The sequence below is a fragment of the Pantoea sp. DY-5 genome, assembly GCF_019795955.1.
In the GTDB taxonomy this organism is placed as follows: domain Bacteria; phylum Pseudomonadota; class Gammaproteobacteria; order Enterobacterales; family Enterobacteriaceae; genus Pantoea; species Pantoea leporis.
Genome location: NZ_JAIMIE010000003.1, coordinates 1 through 21,504, shown reverse-complemented (window position 1 = coordinate 21,504; position 21,504 = coordinate 1). Strand labels below are relative to the sequence as shown.

General features: G+C 54.5%; 22 protein-coding genes. 14 read left to right on the top strand and 8 right to left on the bottom strand.

Translation table 11 applies throughout. The annotated features are described in order from the left end of the window. Positions 1-85: 85 nt before the first annotated feature. The 12 genes from K5Y30_RS11205 to K5Y30_RS11150 all read left to right on the top strand — a co-directional run bounded on the left by K5Y30_RS11205 (position 86) and on the right by K5Y30_RS11150 (position 13,864). Positions 86-586, top strand: coding sequence for an OmpH family outer membrane protein (locus K5Y30_RS11205; RefSeq protein WP_007893920.1), 501 nt, complete (start codon positions 86-88; stop codon positions 584-586). Positions 587-589: 3 nt separating this feature from the next. Beyond that, positions 590-1,615, top strand: coding sequence for a UDP-3-O-(3-hydroxymyristoyl)glucosamine N-acyltransferase (gene lpxD, locus K5Y30_RS11200; protein WP_110867574.1), 1,026 nt, complete (start codon positions 590-592; stop codon positions 1,613-1,615). Between the two features lie 191 nt (positions 1,616-1,806). Beyond that, a complete protein-coding gene (gene fabZ / locus K5Y30_RS11195) occupies positions 1,807-2,262 on the top strand; it encodes a 3-hydroxyacyl-ACP dehydratase FabZ (protein WP_007893924.1) in 456 nt (151 codons plus the stop codon). A gap of 3 nt (positions 2,263-2,265) precedes the next feature. Next, positions 2,266-3,054 (top strand): acyl-ACP--UDP-N-acetylglucosamine O-acyltransferase, encoded by a 789-nt coding sequence (gene lpxA, locus K5Y30_RS11190; protein ID WP_101762042.1) that lies wholly within the window; start codon positions 2,266-2,268, stop codon positions 3,052-3,054. Positions 3,055-3,057: 3 nt separating this feature from the next. Next, positions 3,058-4,206: a lipid-A-disaccharide synthase gene (gene lpxB / locus K5Y30_RS11185; RefSeq protein ID WP_101762041.1), complete on the top strand. Its 1,149-nt coding sequence runs from the start codon at positions 3,058-3,060 to the stop codon at positions 4,204-4,206. Continuing rightward, positions 4,199-4,825 (top strand): ribonuclease HII, encoded by a 627-nt coding sequence (gene rnhB / locus K5Y30_RS11180; RefSeq protein ID WP_222211433.1) that lies wholly within the window; start codon positions 4,199-4,201, stop codon positions 4,823-4,825. Before lpxB ends, rnhB begins: the two co-directional genes overlap by 8 nt. Positions 4,826-4,856: 31 nt before the next feature. Beyond that, entirely contained in the window at positions 4,857-8,339 is a 3,483-nt protein-coding gene (dnaE, locus tag K5Y30_RS11175) for a DNA polymerase III subunit alpha (protein ID WP_101762039.1), read from the top strand. Between the two features lie 12 nt (positions 8,340-8,351). Beyond that, positions 8,352-9,311 carry an acetyl-CoA carboxylase carboxyl transferase subunit alpha gene (gene accA, locus K5Y30_RS11170; protein ID WP_101762038.1) on the top strand — a complete coding sequence of 320 codons (960 nt, stop codon included), beginning with the start codon at positions 8,352-8,354 and terminating at the stop codon, positions 9,309-9,311. 258 nt (positions 9,312-9,569) lie between these two features. After that, positions 9,570-11,720 (top strand): lysine decarboxylase LdcC, encoded by a 2,151-nt coding sequence (locus tag K5Y30_RS11165; RefSeq protein ID WP_222211431.1) that lies wholly within the window; start codon positions 9,570-9,572, stop codon positions 11,718-11,720. Positions 11,721-11,795: 75 nt separating this feature from the next. Next, the gene (locus tag K5Y30_RS11160) at positions 11,796-12,185 is read left to right on the top strand and encodes a VOC family protein (protein WP_222211429.1); all 390 of its coding nucleotides are present in this window, start codon (positions 11,796-11,798) and stop codon (positions 12,183-12,185) included. Positions 12,186-12,239: 54 nt separating this feature from the next. Then, entirely contained in the window at positions 12,240-13,541 is a 1,302-nt protein-coding gene (gene tilS / locus K5Y30_RS11155; protein WP_222211427.1) for a tRNA lysidine(34) synthetase TilS, read from the top strand. Positions 13,542-13,555: 14 nt separating this feature from the next. After that, positions 13,556-13,864 carry a cytochrome c gene (locus tag K5Y30_RS11150; RefSeq protein WP_101762035.1) on the top strand — a complete coding sequence of 103 codons (309 nt, stop codon included), beginning with the start codon at positions 13,556-13,558 and terminating at the stop codon, positions 13,862-13,864. 39 nt (positions 13,865-13,903) lie between these two features. On the opposite strand, the gene rof is transcribed toward K5Y30_RS11150, so the two are convergent. Both rof and K5Y30_RS11140 read right to left on the bottom strand, forming a co-directional pair. Beyond that, positions 13,904-14,167 (bottom strand): Rho-binding antiterminator, encoded by a 264-nt coding sequence (rof, locus tag K5Y30_RS11145; protein ID WP_101762034.1) that lies wholly within the window; start codon positions 14,165-14,167, stop codon positions 13,904-13,906. Continuing rightward, positions 14,154-14,354, bottom strand: coding sequence for a YaeP family protein (locus tag K5Y30_RS11140; protein WP_222211425.1), 201 nt, complete (start codon positions 14,352-14,354; stop codon positions 14,154-14,156). The genes rof and K5Y30_RS11140 overlap by 14 nt, the downstream gene beginning before the upstream one ends. A 214-nt stretch (positions 14,355-14,568) precedes the next feature. Here K5Y30_RS11140 and arfB point away from each other — a divergent pair, with 214 nt between their 5' ends. Continuing rightward, positions 14,569-14,979 (top strand): alternative ribosome rescue aminoacyl-tRNA hydrolase ArfB, encoded by a 411-nt coding sequence (gene arfB, locus K5Y30_RS11135; protein WP_154154056.1) that lies wholly within the window; start codon positions 14,569-14,571, stop codon positions 14,977-14,979. 30 nt (positions 14,980-15,009) lie between these two features. Here arfB and proS read toward each other — a convergent pair whose 3' ends face one another. The 6 genes from proS to metN all read right to left on the bottom strand — a co-directional run bounded on the left by proS (position 15,010) and on the right by metN (position 20,583). Then, positions 15,010-16,728, bottom strand: a complete 1,719-nt coding sequence (proS, locus tag K5Y30_RS11130; RefSeq protein ID WP_222211423.1) for a proline--tRNA ligase — start codon at positions 16,726-16,728, stop codon at positions 15,010-15,012. An 89-nt stretch (positions 16,729-16,817) separates the two neighbouring features. Continuing rightward, a complete protein-coding gene (tsaA, locus tag K5Y30_RS11125; RefSeq protein ID WP_192235639.1) occupies positions 16,818-17,525 on the bottom strand; it encodes a tRNA (N6-threonylcarbamoyladenosine(37)-N6)-methyltransferase TrmO in 708 nt (235 codons plus the stop codon). Next, positions 17,522-17,923: an Rcs stress response system protein RcsF gene (gene rcsF / locus K5Y30_RS11120; protein ID WP_101762030.1), complete on the bottom strand. Its 402-nt coding sequence runs from the start codon at positions 17,921-17,923 to the stop codon at positions 17,522-17,524. The genes tsaA and rcsF overlap by 4 nt, the downstream gene beginning before the upstream one ends. A 129-nt stretch (positions 17,924-18,052) precedes the next feature. Next, positions 18,053-18,868: a MetQ/NlpA family lipoprotein gene (locus K5Y30_RS11115; RefSeq protein ID WP_110867582.1), complete on the bottom strand. Its 816-nt coding sequence runs from the start codon at positions 18,866-18,868 to the stop codon at positions 18,053-18,055. Positions 18,869-18,905: 37 nt separating this feature from the next. Further along, entirely contained in the window at positions 18,906-19,559 is a 654-nt protein-coding gene (locus K5Y30_RS11110) for a methionine ABC transporter permease MetI (RefSeq protein WP_222185308.1), read from the bottom strand. Further along, on the bottom strand, positions 19,552-20,583 hold the full coding sequence (gene metN, locus K5Y30_RS11105; RefSeq protein ID WP_101762027.1) for a methionine ABC transporter ATP-binding protein MetN: 1,032 nt from the start codon (positions 20,581-20,583) through the stop codon (positions 19,552-19,554). The genes K5Y30_RS11110 and metN overlap by 8 nt, the downstream gene beginning before the upstream one ends. A 187-nt stretch (positions 20,584-20,770) precedes the next feature. Here metN and gmhB point away from each other — a divergent pair, with 187 nt between their 5' ends. Continuing rightward, the gene (gene gmhB, locus K5Y30_RS11100) at positions 20,771-21,331 is read left to right on the top strand and encodes a D-glycero-beta-D-manno-heptose 1,7-bisphosphate 7-phosphatase (RefSeq protein ID WP_222211421.1); all 561 of its coding nucleotides are present in this window, start codon (positions 20,771-20,773) and stop codon (positions 21,329-21,331) included. Positions 21,332-21,504: the final 173 nt, after the last annotated feature.

Below are 21,504 nucleotides of genomic sequence, written 5' to 3'. Positions count from 1 at the left end.
AGGGAAGTGAAAATACCGTATTGCACGCGTGCGGCCTGATAATGCGGCACGCTGCAAACACACACGTTGAGGTAAGGAGTTTATAGTGAAAAAGTTGTTCTGTGCTGCTGCTCTGGGTGTTGCATTAGCTGCTTCTGCGGGTGCCCAAGCGGCTGATAAAGTTGCCGTCGTGAACCTGAGCCAGGTTTTCCAGCAGTCTCCGCAGCGTGCCGCTGTTGCTAAACAGCTTGAAGGTGAATTCCAGAGCCGCGCCTCTGACCTCCAGTCTCAGCAGCAGAAGATCCAGCAAGAAATTCAGGATCTGCAGCGTAATGCATCGACCATGAAAGCGAGCGACCGCACCAAGAAAGAGAAGCAAATCTCTTCTGAGCGTGCTGCCTTTGAACAAAAAGCACAGGCTTTTGACAAAGACAACCAAACTCGTCAGATGCAGGAGCGTAACAAGCTGCTGGCTAAAATCCAGACCGCTGTTCAGTCTGTAGCGAAAAGCGAAGGTTACGATCTGGTTCTGGACTCTCAGGCCGTGCTGTACTCTTCTTCTGATGCTAAAGACATCACTGCTGACGTTGTAAAACAGGTTAAATAATTGATGTCATCAATTCGACTGGCTGATTTAGCCCAGCAGTTGGATGCAGAATTGCACGGAGATGGCGATATCGTCATCTCCGGCATTGCTTCTATGCAATCCGCCACAACTGGCCAAATCACTTTTCTTGCAAACAGCCGCTACCGCGAGCAGCTCGCTACTATCCAGGCTTCAGCCGTGGTGCTGACGGAAGCGGATCTGGAGTGGTGTAAAACGGCCGCCCTGGTGGTGAAAAATCCTTACCTGACTTATGCCCGCATGGCACAACTGCTGGACACAACGCCGCAGCCCGCGCAGAATATCGCGCCCAGCGCGGTGATCGATGCAACGGCTAAGCTGGGTAACAACGTTTCGGTAGGCGCAAATGCGGTGATCGAGTCCGGTGTAGAGCTGGGTGACGATGTCGTTATTGGCGCAGGATGTTTTGTTGGTAAGCAGACGCGTATCGGTCGCGGCTCACGTTTGTGGGCTAACGTCACGATTTATCACGAAATCCAGATTGGTCAGGATTGTCTGATTCAGTCCGGCACCGTCATTGGTGCTGATGGTTTCGGGTATGCTAACGATCGCGGCAATTGGGTGAAAATCCCGCAGCTGGGTACCGTAGTGATTGGTGATCGGGTAGAAATTGGTGCCTGTACCACCATCGATCGCGGCGCGCTGGATAACACTCTGATCGGCAATGGTGTTATCATAGATAACCAGTGTCAGATTGCGCACAACGTCGTGATTGGTGATAACACCGCAGTTGCGGGTGGTGTGATCATGGCGGGTAGTCTGAAGATTGGACGTTACTGTATGATCGGCGGCGCCAGCGTCATTAACGGCCATATGGAAATCTGTGACAAAGTGACCGTAACGGGCATGGGCATGGTAATGCGCCCTATCACAGAGCCAGGCGTGTATTCGTCGGGTATTCCACTGCAACCCAACAAAACCTGGCGTAAAACAGCAGCGCTGGTGATGAACATCGATGAAATAAGCAAACGCTTAAAAGCCATCGAACGTAAGGTCGGCAAAGACGACTAAACGCATCCCACGCTACTCGCTTTCATAACAAGAAGTGTACTTTCTTCCACCTTCGGGTCACCCGAGAATGGCAGCAGGTATCGTAAGAAAGCGAAACGCCCCGAACTAATTTGCGGCCTGCGGAAGATCATTTTGATCGGTGCAGGCCGTGTTATTGTTGCCATCAGATTTTTTAGGACAGGAAGAGTATTTTGACTACTGAAACGCATACTCTGAAAATTGAAGAGATTTTAGAACTGCTGCCACACCGCTATCCTTTCTTGCTGGTTGATCGCGTGCTGGATTTTGAAGAGCATAAATATCTGCGCGCGGTGAAGAACGTTTCTGTTAACGAACCGTTTTTCCAGGGACATTTCCCTGGTAAGCCGATTTTCCCAGGCGTTCTGATCCTGGAAGCGATGGCGCAAGCGACCGGTATTCTGGCGTTCAAAAGCGTTGGGAAACTGGAACCAGGCGAACTCTATTACTTCGCTGGTATCGATGAAGCCCGTTTCAAACGTCCGGTTGTGCCGGGCGATCAGATGATCATGGAAGTGACCTTCGAGAAAACCCGTCGTGGTCTGACGCGCTTTAAAGGCGTGGCGACCGTGGACGGTAAAATTGTCTGTGAAGCGACCATGATGTGTGCCCGTAGCCGGGAGGCATAATAAGTGATTGATTCAACCGCCAATATCCATCCCAGTTCTGTCATTGAAGAGGGTGCCGTCATCGGTGCCAATGTTCATATCGGCCCGTTCTGCTTTATCGGCGCTAATGTGGAAATTGGTGAAGGAACCGTACTCAAATCGCACGTGGTGGTGAACGGCCACACGCGTATCGGCAAAGACAATCAGATCTACCAGTTCGCTTCCATTGGTGAAGTGAATCAGGACCTGAAATATGCGGGCGAACCGACGCGCGTTGAAATTGGCGATCGTAACCGCATCCGCGAGAGCGTCACCATTCATCGTGGCACTACGCAGGGCGGCAATGTGACTAAAGTCGGCAGCGATAACCTGCTGATGGTGAATGCTCACATCGCGCATGACTGCGTGATCGGTAATCGCTGCATCTTTGCTAACAATGCCACGCTGGGCGGTCACGTCACCGTTGATGATTTTGCGATTATCGGCGGCATGACGGCGGTACATCAGTGGTGCACCATTGGTGCTCACGTGATGGTTGGCGGTTGTTCAGGCGTCGCGCAGGATGTGCCGCCTTATGTCATTGCGCAGGGCAACCACGCAACGCCATACGGTATCAACATCGAAGGTCTGAAGCGTCGCGGCTTTAGCAAAGAAGCGCTGCATGCCATTCGCAACGCGTACAAACTGCTGTACCGCAGCGGCAAAACGCTGGATGAAGTGAAACCAGAGATTGAAGAGCTGGCGAAACAACACAGCGAAGTGCAGCCTTTCTATGACTTCTTTGCCCGTTCAACGCGTGGATTGATTCGTTAATCCATGTCAGCGCGTCCCCTAACGATTGCCCTGGTCGCCGGAGAAACCTCCGGCGATATTCTTGGTGCAGGTCTCATCCGTGCGTTAAAAGCGCGCCATCCTGATGCGCGCTTTGTTGGCGTGGCCGGTCCGCTGATGCAGGCCGAAGGCTGCGAAGCCTGGTATGAGATGGAAGAGCTGGCGGTGATGGGCATCGTCGAAGTGCTGGGACGCCTGCGGCGTCTGCTGAAAATTCGTCGTGACCTGACGCAGCGCTTCACCGAACTCAAGCCGGATGTGTTCGTGGGCATTGATGCGCCGGATTTCAATATCACGTTGGAAGGTCGCCTTAAGCGCGCGGGCATTCGCACAATTCATTACGTCAGCCCTTCCGTTTGGGCGTGGCGTCAAAAGCGCGTTTTCAAAATCGGCCGCAACACCAATCTGGTGCTGGCATTTCTGCCGTTTGAAAAAGCTTTCTACGATCGCTTTAACGTGCCGTGCCGCTTTATCGGCCACACCATGGCTGATGCGATGCCGTTGCAGCCCGATAAGCTGGCGGCGCGCCGCGAGTTAGGCATTGCTGACGAGGCGATTTGCCTTGGCTTGTTGCCGGGCAGTCGCGGTGCCGAAGTGGAAATGCTCAGCGCCGATTTCCTGCGCGCCGCGCAGCTGCTGCGTCAGCGCTATCCCACGCTGGAAATCGTGGTGCCGCTGGTGAATGCCAAACGCCGCGCGCAGTTTGAGCAGATCAAAGCGCAAGTTGCGCCAGAACTGCCGATGCATTTGCTGGATGGCAAAGGCCGTCAGGCGATGCTGGCCAGCGATGCCGCTATTCTTGCGTCTGGCACCGCCGCGCTGGAGTGCATGCTGGCGAAATGCCCGATGGTGGTCGGTTATCGCATGAAGCCGTCTACTTTTTGGCTGGCAAAACGTCTGGTAAAAACGCCGTACGTTTCCCTGCCAAATCTGCTGGCCGGTCGCGAGCTGGTGAAAGAGTTGCTGCAGGACGAATGCCAGCCCGACGCGCTCGCCGCGGCGCTGGAGCCGTTACTGCACGCTGGCCCTGAGCGCGAAGCGCTACTGAAAACCTTCACCGAACTGCATCAACAGATTCGCTGGAATGCCGATGAGCAGGCGGCGGATGCGGTACTGGAGATCATCAATGGCTGAATTTATCTATCCCAACGCGCAGCGGATTGCTGGCGTTGATGAAGTAGGGCGCGGCCCGCTGGTTGGCGCCGTGGTCACGGCGGCGGTGATCCTCGATCCCGCCAACCCGATTGCCGGACTGGCCGACTCGAAAAAGCTCTCCGAGAAGCGTCGTCTGGCGCTGTATGACGAGATCAAAGAGAAGGCGCTGGCCTGGAGCCTTGGTCGTGCCGAGCCAGAGGAGATCGATCAGCTCAATATTCTGCACGCTACTATGCTGGCGATGCAGCGCGCGGTCGCGGGCTTGCACATTGCTCCGGACTTCGTACTGATCGATGGTAACCGTTGCCCGGCGCTGCCGATGCCCTCACAGGCGGTGGTGAAGGGCGATAGCCTGGTGCAAGCGATCAGTGCCGCCTCGATCATCGCCAAAGTCACGCGCGATCGTGAAATGGCCGAACTGGATCTGCTGTTCCCGCAATATGGTTTTGCGCAACACAAAGGCTATCCAACCGCGCTGCACATGGAAAAGCTGACGCAGCACGGCGCCACACCTCATCATCGTCGCAGCTTTGCGCCGGTGCGTAACGCCTTGATTGATGCCGATGTGCTGGCAGCCCGCCAGCCAACTACGCTTTAATAGCCTGACGCTGTTTTAACCGGAAACTGATATGGCTGAACCTCGTTTTATACATCTGCGCGTCCACAGTGATTACTCCATGGTTGATGGTCTGGCGAAAACCGGACCCTTAGTCAAGAAGGCGGCTGCGCTGGGCATGCCGGCGATTGCCATTACCGATTACATCAACCTGTGCGGGCTGGTGCGTTTTTACGGTAGCGCACACGGCGCGGGGATCAAGCCGATTATTGGTGCTGACTTCCAGGTTGCCAGCGAATTGATGGGCGATGAGCTGACACAGTTAACGCTGCTGGCGGCCAATAACACCGGTTATCAAAACCTGACCTTGCTGATTTCACGTGCATATCAGCGCGGTTACGGCATTGCGGGCCCCATCATCGATCGTGACTGGCTGCTGGAATTAGGTGAAGGCCTGATTCTGCTGTCTGGCGGACGTCGCGGCGACGTGGGCCGCAGTCTGCTGCGCGGCAATAGCGCAATGGTGGCGCAGTGTTTAAGCTTTTATCAGGAACACTTCCCGAATCGTTATTACCTGGAATTGATGCGCACCGGTCGCGCCGATGAAGAAGCGTATCTGCATGCCGCCGTCGAGCTGGCGGTGGCCGAAGGCATTCCCGTCGTTGCCACCAACGAAGTGTGCTTCCTGAATGAAGAAGATTTTGATGCGCATGAAATCCGCGTCGCGATTCATGACGGCTATACGCTGGACGATCCCAAGCGTCCACGCAACTACAGTCCTCAGCAATATATGCGCAGTGAAGAGGAGATGTGCGAGCTTTTCTCGGACATTCCGGAAGCGCTGGAAAATAGCGTAGAGATTGCTAAGCGCTGTAACGTGACGGTGCGCCTCGGCGAATATTTCCTGCCGCAGTTCCCCACCGGTGACATGAGCACCGAAGACTTCCTCGTGGCGAAGTCACGTGAAGGCCTGGAAGAGCGTATGGAATTCCTCTTCCCGGATCCGGCGGTGCGCGCTGAAAAACGCGTGGAATATGATGAACGTCTGGAGATTGAACTCACCGTTATCAACCAGATGGGCTTCCCCGGCTACTTCCTGATCGTGATGGAGTTTATCCAGTGGTCGAAGGACAACGGCATTCCCGTCGGCCCAGGCCGTGGTTCGGGTGCCGGTTCTTTGGTGGCGTATGCGCTGAAAATTACCGATATCGATCCGCTGGAGTTTGACCTGCTGTTCGAACGCTTCCTGAACCCGGAACGTGTCTCGATGCCCGACTTCGACGTCGACTTCTGCATGGAGAAGCGCGACCAGGTAATCGACCACGTGGCCGATATGTATGGACGCGATGCGGTATCACAGATCATCACATTCGGTACCATGGCGGCAAAAGCGGTTATCCGTGATGTGGGCCGCGTACTCGGCCATCCGTACGGTTTTGTTGATCGTATCTCGAAACTGATCCCGCCGGATCCGGGCATGACGCTGGAGAAAGCCTTCCTGGCTGAACCGCAGCTGCCGGAGATCTACGAGGCTGATGAAGAGGTGAAAGCGCTGATCGACATGGCGCGCAAACTGGAAGGTGTCACGCGTAACGCCGGTAAACATGCTGGTGGTGTGGTGATCTCGCCGACCAAAATCACCGATTTTGCGCCACTGTACTGCGATGAAAACGGGCAATTCCCGGTTACCCAGTTTGATAAGAATGACGTGGAATATGCCGGGCTGGTGAAGTTTGACTTCCTCGGCCTGCGTACGCTTACCATCATCGACTGGGCGCTGAAGATGATTAACCCGCGCCGTGAAAAGCAGGGTTTGCCACCGATTGATATCGCCGCCATTCCGCTGGATGACAAGAAAAGCTTTGATATGCTGCAGCGCTCGGAAACCACGGCGGTGTTCCAGCTTGAATCGCGCGGCATGAAAGATCTGATCAAACGTCTGAAGCCTGACTGCTTCGAAGATATGATCGCACTGGTGGCGCTGTTCCGTCCGGGACCGCTGCAATCGGGCATGGTAGATAACTTCATTGACCGTAAGCACGGTCGCGAAGAGATCTCTTATCCGGATATTCAGTGGCAGCACGAAACCCTGAAGCCGGTGCTGGAGCCGACCTACGGCATCATTCTGTATCAGGAACAGGTGATGCAGATTGCGCAGGTGCTGTCTGGCTACACGCTGGGCGGCGCGGACATGCTGCGTCGTGCGATGGGTAAAAAGAAACCCGAAGAGATGGCGAAGCAGCGTTCGGTGTTCCGGGATGGTGCGGAGAAGATGGGCGTCGACGGCGAACTGTCGATGAAAATCTTCGATCTGGTAGAGAAGTTCGCCGGTTATGGCTTTAACAAGTCGCACTCCGCCGCTTACGCGCTGGTTTCCTATCAAACGTTGTGGCTGAAAGCACACTATCCGGCAGAGTTTATGGCGGCCGTAATGACCGCCGATATGGATAACACCGAGAAAGTGGTTGGCCTGGTCGACGAATGCTGGCGCATGGGCCTTAAAGTTCTGCCGCCAGACATCAACTCAGGTTTGTATCCGTTCCACGTCAATGACGAAGGCGAGATCGTTTACGGCATCGGCGCGATCAAAGGCGTGGGTGAAGGTCCGATCGAAGCGATCATTGATGCGCGTAATGAAGGCGGCTACTTCAAAGAGCTGTTTGATCTCTGCGCGCGCACCGACACCAAAAAGATCAACCGTCGCGTGATGGAAAAACTGATCATGTCGGGCGCGTTCGATCGTCTCGGCCCGCATCGCGCGGCCTTGATGAGCGCGCTTGGCGATGCCTTAAAAGCGGCCGATCAACATGCCAAAGCCGAAGCCATCGGCCAGGCCGATATGTTTGGCGTGTTGGCGGAAGAGCCGGAGCAGGTGGAGAAATCCTACGCCAGCATCACGCCGTGGCCGGAACAAATTCAACTGGATGGCGAACGAGAGACTTTGGGTCTCTATCTTACCGGCCATCCAATTAATCAGTATTTGAAAGAAATTGAGCGTTACGTCGGCGGCATGCGGCTGAAAGACATGCATCCGACAGATCGTGGTAAAGTAACCGTCGCAGCGGGGCTGGTGATTGCCGCCCGTGTGATGGTCACTAAACGCGGCAACCGAATTGGTATTTGTACCATTGACGATCGTTCTGGTCGTCTTGAAGTGATGTTATTTACCGATGCGTTAGATAAATACCAGCAGTTGCTGGAGAAGGACCGTATCCTGATCGTCAGTGGACAGGTCAGCTTTGATGACTTTAGCGGTGGCCTTAAAATGACCGCTCGAGAAGTTATGGACATCGACGAAGCGCGGGAAAAATACGCGCGCGGACTTGCTATCTCGCTGACGGACAGGCAAATTGATGACCAGCTTTTAAACCGTCTCCGCCAGTCTCTGGAGCCTCATCGCTCCGGGACCATTCCGGTGCATCTCTACTATCAGAGAGCCGATGCGCGAGCGAAGCTACGCTTTGGTGCAGCGTGGCGTATTTCGCCCAGCGATCGTTTACTCAACGATTTGCGGTCGTTAGTAGGATCGGAGCAGGTGGAACTGGAGTTTGACTAAAACAGGAACATTATGAGTCTTAATTACCTGGATTTTGAACAGCCAATCGCAGAGCTTGAAGCGAAAATCGACTCGTTAAAATCGATTGGCCGTTCGGATGAGAAACACGATATTAATTTGGATGAGGAAGTGCAGCGTTTACGCGAAAAAAGCGTTGAGCTGACCCGTAAAATCTTCTCCGATTTAGGCGCATGGCAAGTGGCGCAACTCGCGCGTCATCCGCTGCGTCCTTATACACTGGACTATATCCGCAACGCGTTTGATGATTTCGACGAACTGGCTGGCGATCGTGCTTATGCCGATGATAAAGCGATTGTCGGCGGTATTGCCCGTCTTGACGGTCGTCCAGTGATGATCATTGGTCATCAGAAAGGTCGCGAAACCAAAGAGAAAATTCGTCGTAACTTCGGTATGCCGGCACCAGAAGGCTATCGCAAAGCGCTGCGTCTGATGGAAATGGCTGAACGCTTTAAGATGCCGCTGATCACCTTCATCGATACGCCGGGAGCTTATCCGGGCGTGGGTGCAGAAGAGCGCGGTCAGTCAGAAGCGATCGCACGCAACCTGCGTGAAATGTCTGGCCTGAAAATTCCGGTAATTTGTACCGTAATCGGCGAAGGCGGTTCCGGTGGTGCGCTGGCAATCGGCGTGGGTGATAAAGTCAACATGCTGCAGTACAGCACCTATTCGGTGATTTCACCGGAAGGTTGTGCGTCGATCCTGTGGAAAAGCGCCGACAAAGCTCCGCTGGCTGCCGAAGCGATGGGTATCACAGCTGAGCGTCTGAAAGAGCTGAAGCTGATCGATTCCATCATTCCTGAGCCGCTGGGCGGCGCGCATCGTCAGCCGGTAGATATGGCGGCTTCTCTTAAGCAGCAACTGCTGGCCGATCTGGCCGATCTCGATGTGCTGAGCACCGAAGAGTTGCTCAACCGTCGCTATCAGCGCCTGATGAACTACGGCTACGCTTGATACATCAGAGCTAAGCAAGAAGCGGACCCCGGTCCGCTTTTTTTATGTCTGCTGATCGGTAATTTCGCATTGGTCGCCATAAATGGCGCCCCTACAAAACCGCACCGTCTTCCGTAGGGTCGCCATTAATGGCGACCTTTTCTGGCCTCAGCACACAACCCAAAGCGCTATGAAGCTCAACAGCAGAGCATTCCAGGTTTATCCGCGCGCGCTTTTCGCTATCCTTATTCAGTGCCACAACACCACAGGAGGTGAGCATTGAATATTATTGCGATCATGGGACCGCACGGCGCTTTCTACAAAGATGAGCCTATTCGCGAACTGGATGCTGCCCTCAAGCTGCAAGGCTTCCAAACCGTTTACCCCAATAATGCCAGCGACCTGCTGAAGTTGATTGAACACAATCCGCGTATCTGCGGTGTGATTTTTGACTGGGACGATTACAGTCTGGCGCTGTGTAGCGACATCAATCAGCTTAATGAATATCTGCCGCTCTATGCCTTCATCAACACCCATTCGCAGATGGATGTCAGCATCAACGAGATGCGCATGGCGCTGCACTTCTTCGAGTATGCCCTGAGCGCTGCCGATGACATCGCGCTGCATATTCGTCAGTACACCGATGAGTACATCGATAACATCACGCCGCCGCTAACTAAAGCGTTGTTCACCTACGTCAAAGAGGGCAAATACACCTTTTGCACGCCGGGTCACATGGGCGGCAGCGCTTTCCAGAAAAGTCCGGTGGGCAGCCTGTTTTATGACTTCTTTGGCTCGAACACCTTAAAAGCGGATGTCTCGATCTCGGTCACGGAATTGGGTTCATTGCTCGATCACACCGGCCCGCATCTGGAAGCGGAGGAGTACGTTGCTCGCACCTTTGGCGCTGAGCAAAGCTACATGGTGACTAACGGCACCTCGACCTCGAATAAAATCGTCGGCATGTATGCGGCGCCTGCGGGTAGCACGGTGCTGATTGACCGTAACTGCCATAAATCGCTGACCCATTTGCTGATGATGAGCGACATCATCCCAATCTGGCTGAAACCGACGCGCAACGCACTGGGCATTCTGGGCGGCATTCCACAGCGCGAGTTTACGCGTGACAGCATCCAGCAAAAGGTCAACGCCACGCCGCGTGCCAGCTGGCCGGTGCATGCGGTAATCACCAACTCAACCTATGATGGCCTGCTGTACAACACGCAGTTCATCAAACAGACGCTGGATGTGCCATCGATCCACTTTGATTCTGCGTGGGTGCCGTACACCAATTTCCATCCGATCTATGCCGGTAAAAGCGGCATGAGCGGCGATCGTACTCCCGGCAAAGTGATTTATGAAACGCAATCGACGCACAAACTGTTAGCGGCGTTCTCGCAGGCTTCGCTGATTCACATCAAAGGCGATTACGACGAGCACACCTTCAACGAAGCCTACATGATGCACACCACCACCTCGCCGAGCTACGCGATTGTCTCGTCGATTGAAACCGCGGCGGCGATGCTGCGCGGCAATCCGGGTAAGCGACTGATCAACCGCTCGGTTGAACGTGCGCTGCATTTCCGTCGTGAGATTCAACGCTTGCGCGAAGAGTCTGACGGCTGGTTCTTTGATATCTGGCAGCCGGAGCAGGTCGATCAAGCCGAATGCTGGCCGATCCAGCCGGGCGAGGAGGATTGGCACGGTTTCACCCATGCCGATCGCGATCATATGTATCTCGATCCGATCAAAGTCACCATTCTGACGCCGGGCATGAGCGAGCTGGGTAACATGGCGGAAGAGGGCATTCCAGCCGCGCTGGTGGCGAAGTTCCTCGATCAACGCGGCATCGTGGTGGAGAAAACCGGGCCGTACAATCTGCTGTTCCTGTTCAGCATCGGCATCGATAAAACCAAAGCGATGAGCGTGCTGCGTGGGCTGACGGAGTTTAAGCGCGCATACGATCTCAACCTGCGGGTGAAAAATATGCTGCCGGATCTTTACGCTGAAGATCCCGACTTCTACCGCAACATGCGCATTCAAACGCTGGCGCAGGGTATTCATCAATTGATCCTGCAACATGATCTGCCGCGCCTGATGTTGAAAGCGTTCGATGTACTGCCGGAGATAAAGATGACGCCGCATCAGGCATTTCAGCGCCAGGTAAAAGGTCAGGTGGAAACGGTGGATATTCGCGAGCTGGTGGGGCGCATTTCCGCCAACATGATTCTGCCGTATCCGCCTGGCGTGCCGGTGGTGATGCCGGGCGAGATGATCACCGAAGAGAGCCGTTCCGTACTCGATTTTCTGCTGATGCTATGCACCATCGGCCGGCACTATCCCGGCTTCGAGACCGACATTCACGGTGCGACGTTGACGGACGATGGGCGTTATCTGGTGCGCGTATTGCGTGAAGATGACGAAGGCTAACTTAGGACAATCACCTCTTTTCATCGCCGCATTTGCCACGTAGGGTAAGCGGCTTGTGTGAAAACCGGAGTCGCTATGCTGCAAATTAAACAGATCCATCACATCGCCATTATTGCCACCGATTATGAGCGCAGTAAGGCGTTTTATTGTGATGTGCTGGGCTTTGAATTGTTGGGTGAATATTACCGCGCCGAGCGTGACTCGTGGAAAGGCGATCTTGGCCTGAATGGGGTTTATACCATCGAACTGTTCTCTTTCCCCTCGCCGCCGCCACGCGTTAGTGGACCGGAAGCCTGCGGCCTGCGTCATCTGGCGTTTTGCGTTGAGGATGTTGAGCAGTCAATAGCGGCGCTGGCGGAGAAGGGCGTGACGTGCGAGCCGATTCGTATCGATGCGTTAACCGGTAAAGCCTGCACTTTCTTCCCCGATCCGGATGGTTTGCCGCTGGAGCTGTATCAGGCGTAAACTAGCGTCCGCCGCGAGCCGCAATTCGGTGGCTCGCCCGGACGGAACGCGCTCATGTCTTTATCTCATCTTGCTTCGCTGCTGGCACCCGACGCTGGCTATGTGCTGGCGTTCAGCGGCGGACTTGATTCCACCGCGCTGCTGCATCAATTGGTCTGCTGGCAACGTCAGCAGCCAGCGCTGCGCGTGCGCGCGTTACACGTCCATCATGGTCTCAGCCCGAATGCCGATAGCTGGGCGCTGCATTGCCAGCAAGTTTGCCAGCAGTGGCAGATTCCCTGTGAAGTGCTGCATGTGCAGGTTGATGGCCGTGCCAACGGCATTGAAGCGGCCGCACGCGAGGCGCGCTATCAGGCGCTGTTTCAGCAGCTGCAACCCGGTGAGCACTTACTTACTGCTCAGCACCTCGACGATCAGGCGGAAACGCTGCTGCTGGCGTTAAAACGCGGCAGCGGACCGGCGGGTTTGGCCGCGATGCCGCCGCAGCGTAGCGTGGGTGAACATCAGCATCTGCGTCCGTTACTGGACGTCAGCCGTCAGCAGCTGGAAAACTATGCTGCCGAGCATCATCTGAGCTGGATTGAAGATGAAAGCAACGCCGATAGCCGCTATGACCGCAACTTCCTGCGTCAGCAGGTGCTGCCGCTGCTGCAGGCGCGCTGGCCACACTTCAGCGACGCCAGCGCGCGCAGCGCCGCACTCTGTGGCGAGCAGGAGCAACTGCTCGACGAGTTGCTGGCGGAACAGCTGGCGCAGCTAAGCGATGCGCAGGGCGCGCTGCACTTCCCGCCGTTAATGAACATGAGCGAAGCGCGGCGTCATGCGCTGTTACGCCGCTGGATTGCTCAACAGGGCGGCGCGATGCCTTCGCGCGAGGCATTGAAACGCATCACCGATGAAGTCATCAACAGCCGTGAAGATGCCAAACCTTGTTTGCGTTTCGGCGCTTTTGAGCTGCGCCGCTATCGCCAGCAACTCTATTGGCTAACGCCGCAGCCTTCACTTAGTCAGCACTTGCTAACCTGGCAAGACCGCACGCAGCCGCTTAATTTACCCGCTGGTTTAGGTTCTCTGCACGCGAATGCGTGGATTGCCGAGCTGCGCCAGCCTGCAGCGGATGAAGCGATCACGATCCGCTTCCAGGCGCAGGGTTATTATCATATACAGGGGCGCGCAGGTGGCCGCGAGATGAAGAAGCTGTGGCAAGAGCTGGGCGTTGCGCCCTGGCAGCGCGAACGTATTCCGTTGATTTATTTTAACCAGACGTTAATTAGCGCGCCGGGGCTGTTTGTTACCCGCGAAGGCGCAGCCAGCAACGAGCAAGGCTGGCAGGCGATCTGGTCACCACAACAATAAAATGGAGAGCAATGATGAAACTTTGGATGGCCGCGGCGTTATTCGCTGCGGCGCTGCCGGCGTTGGCCGATGGCGATGTGAATGCGGGCGCGCAAAAAGCGGCAAGCTGTATGGCGTGTCACGGTGCGGAGGGCAAAAGCGCCGTGCCGCTCTATCCCAATCTGGCCGGGCAACATGCGCCTTATCTGCTACATTCACTGCAAGCCTATAAAAAAGGCGAGCGGAGCGGCGGCCAGGCGGAAGTGATGAAAGCGTTTGTAGCGGGATTGAGCGATCAGGATATGGCAGATTTATCGGCGTATTACAGTTCGTTAAAACCTTAAGCGAGGTGGGCGGGATGTGATTCCCGCCCGAGAGAGGTTTTACTCGTCTTCGCTGACGACGACGGTGCCCAGCTCCGGATGTGTGAAGCTGGCGATGTGGTCGAGCCGCACTTCGCGGGTCTCGCCTGAAAGATCGACGGCAAGGTACTCGACGTTTTTACGTGAGACCATGTCCACGGCTTTGGCCTTGAGCTGATCGCCGTTTTTTAACTCTAACGACAGCGTCCAGTGTTTTTGGCAGGCGAGTTCAAGGTTGTCGTAATCATCGCAGTTGATGGGTTTGTAGGCTTCATTCGTCAACATAGTCGCTCACCAATAAGTTTGCAGCGGCATACGCTGCTTGTTCCCTGAGAGAAGAGTTTAGCGCAGAATCAGCGGCAATATCGTTGAGAGCCTTCAACGCACAACCTATGGCGTCTGGCACATACCCAAGGTCGCCGCTACCAATTTCGGCATACTTCTGGCGAACTAACTCACAAAACTTTTGCACATACACCTCCTCAGCAGAGTTGATACTCTGGATGATAGGCGACTATATCACAGGAATTTCATCGAAATCAGCCCGGTCGTCACGGGAATGATGCAAGCAAATGGGCAAAAGTGACATTTCGCGCTGGTCTTATGCACTCAGCGTGCGCACAAAAGGTTAAGTTGATGAACAGGTTATTACGCGACGCAACGTCGAGCCAAACGGTAGGTGACAGATGATTGTGCTGTCTCGATCGCTTTCACTTGCAGATAATGAAGTGGAACTCAGTGCCATCCGTGCGCAAGGTGCCGGTGGCCAACATGTGAATAAAACGTCGACGGCGATTCACCTGCGATTTGATATTCATGCCTCATCGCTGCCGCCGTTTTATAAAGAGCGACTGCTGGCGGCGAGCCATCATTTGATTACCGCAGAAGGCGTGGTGATCATCAAAGCACAGGAACATCGCAGCCAGGAAATGAATCGGGAAGCGGCCGTGCAGCGGCTGATAAATCTGATTCAGGAGTTAACCACGGTGGAAAAAGTGCGGCGTGCGACCAAACCGACGCACGGCTCTAAAGTGAGGCGGCTGGAAGGTAAAACGCGGCGCAGTAACGTGAAGGCGATGCGCGGAAAGGTGCAATAAAAAACGCCTCCGGCTGGAGGCGTTTTAGCGTTACTTGTTGAGTGCTTTCACCAGGAAGTCGACGATGTCATGTTGCTTAATCATCTGCTTCTCGCTGGCGGTACGCGCCTTGTACTCAATCTCTTCGTTATCGAGATTACGATCGCCAATTACGATGGTGTGCGGCACGCCAATCAGCTCCATATCCGCGAACATCACGCCTGGACGCTCTTTACGGTCATCCAGAATCACGTCAATGCCTTTGGCACGCAGCGTGTTGTACAGCTCTTCAGCCAACTGCTGCACACGGAAAGATTTGTGCATATTCATTGGCAGAATTGCCACTTCAAACGGTGCCAATGCCGCAGGCCAGATGATACCGCGCTGGTCGTTGTTCTGCTCAATCGCAGCCGCCACAACGCGCGTAATACCAATGCCGTAGCAACCCATGGTCATCACCTGGTTACGACCATCTTCGCCCTGTACCGCCGCTTTCATCGCTTCGGAATACTTGGTACCCAGCTGGAAGATGTGGCCGACTTCGATACCGCGCTTAATCAGCAGCGTGCCTTTGCCGTCTGGGCTTGGATCGCCTTCCACTACGTTACGGATATCTTCCACACGAGGTTCTGGCAGATCGCGTCCCCAGTTGATGCCGCTCAAATGCTTGCCATCAATGTTCGCGCCAGCGCAGAAGTCGCTGGTTTTCGCCACGGTACGATCGGCGATCACTGGCATGGTCAAACCGACCGGGCCAAGCGAGCCTGGACCGGCACCCAGCAGCGCGCGAATCTGTTCTTCGCTCGCCATCTCCAGCGGTTCAGCGACGATATCCAGCTTCTCCGCTTTAATTTCGTTCAGCTGATGATCGCCGCGCAGCAGCAGGGCAACCAGCGTGTGGCCGCTCTCTTCGGTGGCTTTGACGAACAGCGTCTTAACGGTTTTCTCAATCGGCAACTGATGTTGCTCAACCAGCTCGGCGATAGTTTTGGCGTTTGGCGTATCGAACTGCGTCATGGCTTCTGTGGCCTGCGGACGCTCGCCAGCCGGCGCTAAGGCTTCGGCTTTCTCAATGTTGGCCGCGTAATCAGATTCGCTGGAGAAGATCACGTCATCTTCACCGCTCAGCGCCAGCACCTGGAATTCATGTGATGCGCTGCCGCCGATAGAACCGGTGTCAGCTTGTACGGCGCGGAAATCCAGGCCCATACGGCTGAAGCTCTGGCTGTAGGCGCGGTACATCGCGTCGTAGGTTTCCTGCAGCGATTCCTGCGTGGTGTGGAACGAGTAAGCATCTTTCATGATGAACTCGCGTGAACGCATCACACCAAAACGCGGGCGCACTTCATCGCGGAATTTGGTCTGGATCTGATACAGATTGAGCGGCAGCTGTTTATAAGAGCTCAGCTCGTTGCGGATCAAATCGGTGACCACTTCTTCGTGGGTTGGACCCAGCACGAAGGGACGCTCGTGACGATCTTTAATGCGCAGCAGTTCCGGGCCGTACTGCTCCCAACGGCCGCTCTCTTCCCACAGATCGGCAGGCTGGACAACCGGCATGGAGATCTCAATCGCACCGGCGTTGTTCATCTCTTCACGCACGATGTTTTCAACTTTTCGCAACACGCGAATCCCGGTCGGCAACCAGGTGTAGAGACCGGAAGCCAGTTTGCGGATCATGCCGGCGCGCAGCATCAGCTGGTGGCTGATCACTTCTGCATCGGAAGGTGTCTCCTTCAGAGTGGAGAGCAGATATTGAGTAGTACGCATTGATTACGATTCCAGTTATACGGAAGGAAACTGACAAAATTTTTCTGGCGGCTAGTGTACCAGCGAGATCAATCACTCAAAAGCGGGTTTTAACGGGGATCGAGGGCGATCACCTCGGTTCCTGCCTCATCAATGCGCCAGCGCACGTTAAAGTCGAGTAGCCAGGCGGCATATTCACGATCTTCCGTCTCACCTTTACGGTAAGCCGGGCGCGGATCCTGTGCCAGCACTTCGCTAATGAAACGCGCTAGCTGCGGATGGGTTTTCTGCTGCAGCTGAAGCTGGCTCTGCGCCAGCGGCGAAAAGCGCACCGGCATGGTGGCATCAGGCGCCGCCTGCGCAAACCCGGCGCGCGCATCAGGCAGCGCTTCGGCGAACGGCAGATAAGGTTTGATATCCACCACCGGCGTGCCATCGACTAAATCGAGGCTGCCGAGCTGCAAGATCACCTGCTGCTTCTCGCAGCGAATGCCTTTTAACTCAACCAGCGACATGCCGATAGGATTGGGGCGGAAGGTTGAACGGGTGGCAAACACGCCCATACGCGCATTGCCACCGAGGCGCGGGGGACGCACGGTCGGACGCCAGCCACCTTCCATCGTTTGGTGGAACACAAACAGCACCCACAAATGACTAAACGCTTCCAGCCCGCGCACCGCTTCCGGCTGATTGTAAGGTGGTAGCAGATGCAGCTCGCCGCCGCCATCCTGCACCAGACCGGGCTGGCGCGGGACGGCAAACTTCTCTTTCCACGGCGAACGAATTACGCCGATTTGCGCAAAGGCAAACTCACTCATTGATTCGATACTTTCAGTGCGGAGCCCTGGCAAATGGCCTGGCGATAGCATCCCGGCGTGCTGGTGACAATTTCGCACTTATGCAGCAGGACGGCGTTGGCTTTCATGCCGGCTGCGCGAATCTGCAGGCGCTTGCGCGCGGTGTTGATGTTAGGAGGCGAATCCTGGCTGCTGCTCTGGCAATCTTCAGCGGAGACTTCGCCCAAATCGCGGAACGGGTTGCTGACCAGATCGGTCGCATCGGTGTAGATCTTCACCGGCGCGGGACGTGGAGTCGGTTTACGTTGTGGTTCGCTGGATGCCTGTTGCGGACGAGAAGGAGCACTGCTTATCGGGTGATATTCGCGCACACACCCGGTTAGCATCAATGCTAACAAGCAGAGCGGTAAAAAACGCATGGCAACATCCTCAAGTAATAAAAAAGTGGCGTTATTGAAACAAGGACGACAATAAATAACAAGTCAGGTGCAATTTATGGCAAAAGAAAGGGCGGCCGAAGCCGCCCTGCAAGGTATGAAAGGTGAACATTACCAGCCTTTCACTGCGCCGCCGTTGAAGATCTTGTTGGCCGCTTCAGACACTTCGTCTGATTGGTAAGCCTGCACAAACTTCTTCACGTTCTCAGCGTCTTTGTTGTCTTCACGGCTAACAATCAGGTTCACGTAAGGTGAATCTTTGTCTTCCACGAAGATGCCATCTTTCGCTGGCGTCAGACCAATCTGGCTGGCGTACGTGGTGTTGATCACCGCCAGTGCGATCTGCTGATCGTCAAGTGAACGTGGCAGCTGCGGCGCTTCCAGCTCAACAATCTTCAGCTTTTTCGGGTTCTCAGTGATATCCAGTGAGGTTGGCAGCAGGCCAACGCCATCTTTCAGTTTGATCAGGCCGACTTTCTGCAGCAGCAGCAGTGAACGTCCCAGGTTGGTTGGATCGTTCGGGATAGCAACCTGTGAACCGTCCTGCAGTTCATCCAGTGATTTGATTTTCTTCGAGTAGCCGGCGATTGGGTAAACGAAGGTGTTGGCTACGATGGCCAGCTTGTAACCGCGATCTTTGATCTGCTGATCCAGATACGGCTTGTGCTGGAAGGCGTTAACGTCAATATCACCTTTGCTCAGCGCTTCGTTTGGCAGCACGTAATCGTTAAAGGTCACCAGCTCAACGTCGAGGCCATATTTTTCTTTCGCCACTTTCACTGCAGTTTCAGCAACCTGCTGTTCAGCGCCGACAATAACACCCACTTTAATGTGGTTTGGATCTTTTGCTTTCTGATCGCATCCTGCCAACGCAATTGCGCCAATCAGAGCACCCACAGCGGCAATCTTTTTAAATGTAAAAGACATATCCTTTCCTTAATAGAGGACTATTGATGTTGCTTGCTTACTTATGGGACACAGCACGTACAATGCGGTCGCCACAGAATTGGATTAAATAGACCAGCACAACCAGCAAAACCAGCACGGTGTTCATTACGGTGGCGTTATAGCCAATGTACCCGTATTGATAGCCAATCTGGCCCAAACCGCCTGCGCCAACCGCTCCGCCCATTGCGGAGTAGCCAACCAGCGTAATCAGGGTAATTGTAGCGGCATTCACCAGACCTGGCAGCGCTTCCGGCAGCAGGACTTTACGCACGATCTGCAGCGGCGTGGCGCCCATGGCGCGAGATGCTTCGATCAATCCGGTTGGCAGTTCCAGCAGGGCGTTTTCCACCATACGTGCAATAAACGGCGCGGCGCCGATGGTTAGCGGCACAATCGCGGCTTGCAGGCCAATCGAGGTGCCGACAATGGCGCGGGTGAATGGAATCATCCATACCAGCAGGATAATGAACGGAATCGAACGGAAGATATTCACCAGCGCGGACAGCACGCGATAAAGCGCGTTGTTGGCCAGAATCTGGCCGGGACGCGTCACATACAGCAGCACGCCAATCGGAAGACCGAGGACAAAACCAAAGAAACCAGAGACGAAGGTCATCATCAGCGTTTCCCAGACGCCACGCGTCAGTAACCACATCATCGCTTCAGACATAACCCAACACCTCTACTTTCACATGATTTTCTTTCAGCCAGGCAATCGCGGCTTGTGTATCTGTTTCACTGCCATCCATCTCAGCCAGCATGATGCCGAACTTCACGCCGCCGGCGTAATCCATCTGCGCACTGATGATGTTGTTATTAACGTTAAAGCGTCGAGCCGATTCTGACAGTAGCGGAGCATCCACCGATTTGCCGGTGAACTCCAGACGCAGCAGCGGCACGCTATCAGCTGTTGGCTGTGGCGCCATGCGTTGCTGGTAGTCGTCGGGGATATCCAGATGCAGCGTCGATTGAATGAATTGTTGCGCCAGCGGCGTTTTCGGATGCGAAAACACTTCGCTCACGCTATCTTTTTCAATTAACTCACCATTGCTGATCACCGCAACCTGATCGCAGATGCGTTTCACCACATCCATTTCATGGGTGATCAACAGAATGGTAATGCCCAGACGACGGTTAATGTCCTTAAGCAGCTCCAGAATTGAACGCGTGGTTGCAGGATCCAGTGCGCTGGTAGCTTCATCACACAGCAGCACCTTAGGATTGCTCGCCAGTGCGCGGGCAATTGCAACACGCTGCTTTTGTCCGCCAGAGAGATTCGCTGGCCAGCTATCATGCTTGTCTGATAATCCCACCAGATCCAGCAATTCGCTAACGCGCTTCTTTATCTGTTCGCGCGAAAGATTGCCTAACTCTAATGGCAGCGCCACGTTACCGGAGACGGTGCGGGAGTTCATCAGATTAAAGTGCTGGAAAATCATGCCAATCTGGCGGCGTGCCAGCGTCAATTGACCAGAAGAAAGGGTGGTTAATTCCTGGCCATCAACCAGCACGCGTCCGGAGGTTGGGCGCTCCAGCAGATTGACGCAGCGAATCAGGGTACTTTTACCGGCTCCAGAGGAACCGATGACGCCATAGATCTGTCCAGCAGGCACGTGCAGGCTGACGTTGGACAGCGCCTGAATGGTGCGTGAGCCTTGCTGGAACACTTTGGTGATATTTTCGAGTTTAATCATTAGTTTATTTATTGTCGTGTTGCATAGTCCGTGGTGTATCGGGCTTCACTCAGCAGGGCTGTGCGAAATTTGGATGGATGTTAAGGCATCCAGACGGCTAAATCAATGGAAGTCATTCAAACTGCCATTCTCTCGCTATACGCAATCATGCGATACTTAGCGACACATTTTCAGCAGGAGTTTCTACGTGGCGAACAAAGTCCCGGCTATTTTTCTTGATCGTGATGGCACATTGAATGTTGATCACGGCTATGTTCATGAAATCGATAATTTCGAATTTATTGATGGCACCATCGAAGCGCTACAGGCGTTAAAGAAGATGGGCTATGCGCTGGTACTGGTGACTAACCAGTCGGGCATTGCGCGTGGCATGTTTACCGAAGACCAGTTTATGCAACTCACAGAATGGATGGATTGGTCGCTGGCCGATCGTGATGTTGATTTGGATGGCATCTATTTCTGTCCGCATTTGCCAGATGCCACGGTAGAAGCGTATCGCCAGCAGTGTGATTGCCGTAAGCCGCAGCCTGGCATGTTGCTCTCCGCGCAGCAGCATCTGGATATCGATATGGCTTCTTCTTATATGGTAGGCGACAAAATAGAAGATATGCAGGCGGCGTTAGCTGCGGGTGTGGGTACCAAAGTGCTGGTGCGTAGCGGCAAGCCGGTAACGGCAGAAGGTGAAGCTGCAGCGGATTGGGTGATTAATAGTCTGGCAGAGCTGCCAGCACGCATCATAAAGGCCTGAAAACTGGCCTTTTGCGCAAATTTTAAGCGAACAGCAAAAAACTTGGAATTTGCACTTGTCAGCTCCGAATAACTCCCTATAATGCGCCACCACTGAGACGGCAAAGCGGCAACGCAGACGGCTCAGCAGGGAGTGAAGAAATTCATCCCGCCGGATGAAAACGCTGAAAAAAG